This is a genomic window from Phenylobacterium sp. (genome assembly GCF_036402295.1).
Classification (GTDB): Bacteria; Pseudomonadota; Alphaproteobacteria; order Caulobacterales; family Caulobacteraceae; genus Phenylobacterium.
In genome coordinates, this window is the sequence record NZ_DASWTE010000154.1 from 1 (window position 1) to 3,272 (window position 3,272).

General features: G+C 71.5%; 5 protein-coding genes. 4 read left to right on the plus strand and 1 reads right to left on the minus strand.

The annotated features are described in order from the left end of the window. On the plus strand, window positions 1–412 hold a 412-nt coding region (locus tag VGD44_RS09790), incomplete at its 5' end, for a UbiA family prenyltransferase (protein ID WP_331086381.1). Here the strand turns inward: VGD44_RS09790 and VGD44_RS09795 are convergent. Further along, window positions 409–1,005: a TetR/AcrR family transcriptional regulator gene (locus VGD44_RS09795; RefSeq protein WP_331086383.1), complete on the minus strand. Its 597-nt coding sequence runs from the start codon at window positions 1,003–1,005 to the stop codon at window positions 409–411. The genes VGD44_RS09790 and VGD44_RS09795 overlap by 4 nt on opposite strands. Before the next feature lie 78 nt (window positions 1,006–1,083). Here VGD44_RS09795 and VGD44_RS09800 point away from each other — a divergent pair, with 78 nt between their 5' ends. The 3 genes from VGD44_RS09800 to VGD44_RS09810 all read left to right on the plus strand — a co-directional run. After that, window positions 1,084–1,701 (plus strand): DUF2306 domain-containing protein, encoded by a 618-nt coding sequence (locus VGD44_RS09800; RefSeq protein ID WP_331086385.1) that lies wholly within the window; start codon window positions 1,084–1,086, stop codon window positions 1,699–1,701. 43 nt (window positions 1,702–1,744) lie between these two features. Beyond that, window positions 1,745–2,362, plus strand: coding sequence for a TetR/AcrR family transcriptional regulator C-terminal domain-containing protein (locus tag VGD44_RS09805; RefSeq protein ID WP_331086387.1), 618 nt, complete (start codon window positions 1,745–1,747; stop codon window positions 2,360–2,362). Then, on the plus strand, window positions 2,362–3,272 hold a 911-nt coding region (locus tag VGD44_RS09810; RefSeq protein ID WP_331086389.1), incomplete at its 3' end, for a fatty acid desaturase family protein. The genes VGD44_RS09805 and VGD44_RS09810, both read left to right, overlap by 1 nt.

Sequence of the window (3,272 nt, forward strand, 5' to 3'; positions counted from 1 at the left end):
CGCGGGCTATGCGCCGGAGGCCAGCCACCTCAGCGTGGCGGCCCTGCTGCTCTACGCGGGCGGCGTCGCCTGGACCCTCGGCTACGACACCATCTACGCGATCCAGGACCTGGAGGACGACGCGCTGGCCGGCGTGAAATCGTCGGCCCGCCGTCTCGGCGACGCCGCGCCCCGGGCCGTGGGCGCCTTCTACCTGCTGAGCCTGACCGCCGCGCTCTCGGCCAGCGTGTCGGCGCGGCTGGGCCTGGGCTTCGGCCTGCTGTTCATCGCCTACGCGCTGCATCTCGGCCTGCAGGCCATCCGCGTACGGGTCGACGACCCGGGGCTGGCGCTGCGCCTCTTCAAATCCAACACCTGGGCGGGCCTGATCCTGTTCCTGGCGATCACCGCTGGCGCCTGGCGGATCGGTTAGGGGCGGTAGCCCCGAACCAGCGCCGTCAGCGCGCTGCGCCACGCGTCTGCCGGGTCATGCGCAGGCGACAGCGGGAAGCGGCCACGCAACTCCAGCGACGTCATCCCTTCGCACAGGGCATGGAACGCGAGCGCGATCTCGCGGTCCCGGCCGGGAACGAGAAGTCCGGCGGCCGAGGCCCGGGCGATCTTGGCCGTCAGGCGCGCGAACGCCTGCACGCCGGGCTCCGAGGGCCGGTCGCTGGGGATCGGCGGCGGCCTCGCGTCGAATATCGCGCGGAACAGGTGCGGCCGGCGCATCGCCCAGCCGCGGAACCCAACCACCCCGGCCGCCACCACGTCGGCCAGCGGGTCGTCGGTCTCGGGCAATGCGTCGATGTCGGCCGCGAGCGCTATGAACGCTTCACGGAACAGAGCCTGCACCAGGCCCTCCTTGCCGCCGAAGACGCTGTAGATCGCCCGCGCGCTGGTCCCGGCGGCCCCCGCCAGCCGCCGGACCGACAAGTCCGCGACGCCGCCCGCCGCCAGCAGGGACTCGGCCGCCGCCAGCAGTTCGCGCTCCGTTCGCTCGTCGTGGACCCGCGGTCTTCCCATCGCTTGACGCTATATTGAAACAATGTATCGTAACAGTGAAACGAAACGGCGTCCCGAGTGGCGCCCGGGAGGCAGCCCATGAAGGTTCTCCGATTCGCGTTCCTCGGCCTGTGTCTGATCGGCGTCGCCGCCTGCGCCTACGCCTCGGCCCGGCTCATAGGCTGGGTTCCCGCCGGCAAGTTGCCCCTCTACCCCTCCTGGACCGGCCTCCACTTCGCCAGCGCCACGGCGTTCAGCCTGCTGGTCCCGTTCCAGTTCTGGCGGACACTGCGGTCACGCCGTCCGGCGCTGCACCGCGCGATGGGGCGCACAGGCGTCGCCCTGGGCGCGGTCATGGCCGTAAGCGGGATCGCCATGGCCTACACGTCGCCGGACCGGCCGCTGACCGAGGTCATCTTCATGACGGCCTTCTTCCTGGGTTACGCAGCTCTGCTGGGGCTGGGCCTGCGCGCCGCGCTCCGCCGCGACTTCACCGACCACCGTGCCTGGATGGCGCGCATGACGGCCGCGGCCCTTACGCCGGTCACCCAGCGCGTGCTGTTCCCGCCGATGGCGGCGACGATCGGCATCGACAGCCTGGACACCTTCTGGGAGATCTTCGTCTCGGCGGCCTGGCTGGCGTGGGGTCTCAACATGGTGGTCGCCGAGGCCTGGCTGCGCGGGCCGCAGCGGAGGGCGCGCCCCGTCCCGGCGTAGCTCGCGCTTTGACTCGCCGTCTTGTATGGCATACAAACAAGCCATGGCGAACGTGCAGTCCCTGGCGGAAGTGCGCGCCGTGCGCGAGCCCGGCAAGAGGATGCGTTCGCGCCTGCTGGACGCTGCGGTCGAGCTGTTCAAGGCCAAGGGCCTCAGCGCCGTCGCGGTGGCCGAGATCGCCGCCGCCGCAGGGGCCTATCCCAGCCAGGTCACCTACTACTTCCGCACCAAGGAGGCCCTGTTCGTCGAGGCCGCCTGCCGCGAGGTCCTCTACGTCGCCCGCCAGGCCGAGCAGGCCGCCGCGGGGGCCGCCTCGGGCCGGGACTACAACCGCAGCCTGGTCGAGACGGTGATCGGCTCGCCGGGCCTGGCGCTGTTCGTGGAGGCGCTGTCGCTCACCCGCCGCCGCCAGGACCTCGCCCCGCTGGTCGAGCGCACCTTCGAGCGCCTGCACGCCGAGGGCGACCGCGCCTACGGCGAGACCCGCCATCGCCGCGGCTGGTCCGAGGCCGAACCCGCCGCCACCGTCGCCCGCCGCTTCTGGACCCTGGCCCTCGGCGTCGCGCTCCGCGAGGGCGCCACCGAAGCCACCGTCCCCGAGGCCGTCGAGGAGATGGTCGCCCTGCTCCACTTCGATTCCGCCCCGCACGGAGACCGCTGATGGCCGCCGCCGCCCGCGTCGCCCCCAAGGACTACTTCACGCCCGAGGAGTGGGGCCCGCTCGCGAAGAAGTCGGCCTGGAAGGGCCCGGCGATGATCGCCCACGGCTGGATCGTCATCGGCCTGGCCGCCGGCATGGCCATGGCCTTCCCGATCACCATCCCGCTGGCCGTGATGATCATCGGCGCGCGCCAGCTGGGCCTCGCCATCCTGATGCACGACGCCGCGCACGGGGCTCTGCACCCGAACCTGAAGCTCAACGACTGGCTGGGCGAGTACCTGACCCCCGGCGGCCTGGTCCAGTACCGGACCTACCACCTGGGGCACCACAAGTTCGCCCAGCAGGGGGAAGACCCCGACCTGGGCCTCTCGGCGCCCTTCCCGATCACGCGCCTCAGCCTGCGCCGCAAGATCATCCGCGACCTCACCGGCCAGACCCACTTCAAGCAGCGCTGGGCGCCGTTCTTCCGCCGGCTGCGCGAGCGCAAGCCCGGCGAGAGCGCGCTCGGCCTCACCTGGAAGTTCGTGAAGTCGCGGCCGCGGTTCTTCATCGGCGGCGCGGTGACGATCGCCCTGACCGCCCCCTTCGGCTTCTGGTGGGCGTGGTTCGTGCTGTGGTGGCTGCCGTCGGCGACCTGGCTGCCGCTGGTCACGCGCCTGCGCAACATCGCCGAGCACGCATGCATCGCCAAGGACGAGCCCGACCCGCTGCGCCACGCCCGGACCACGAAGGCCAACATCCTCGAGCGGACGTTCCTCGCGCCCTACTACGTGAACTACCACTGCGAGCATCACATGTTCATGCATGTGCCCTGCTACAACCTGCCCCGCACGCACCGCCTGCTGACGGCCAAGGGCGTGATGCCGGGCATGCTGACCGCGCCCAGCTACTTCGACGTGCTGCGCCAGGC

Bases quoted from the DNA above. Each gene is read 5' to 3' on its own strand.
- VGD44_RS09805 (WP_331086387.1), top strand. From the start codon at position 1,745: ATGGCGAACGTGCAGTCCCTGGCGGAAGTGCGCGCCGTGCGCGAGCCC.
- VGD44_RS09795 (WP_331086383.1), bottom strand. From the start codon at position 1,005: ATGGGAAGACCGCGGGTCCACGACGAGCGAACGGAGCGCGAACTGCTG.
- VGD44_RS09800 (WP_331086385.1), top strand. From the start codon at position 1,084: ATGAAGGTTCTCCGATTCGCGTTCCTCGGCCTGTGTCTGATCGGCGTC.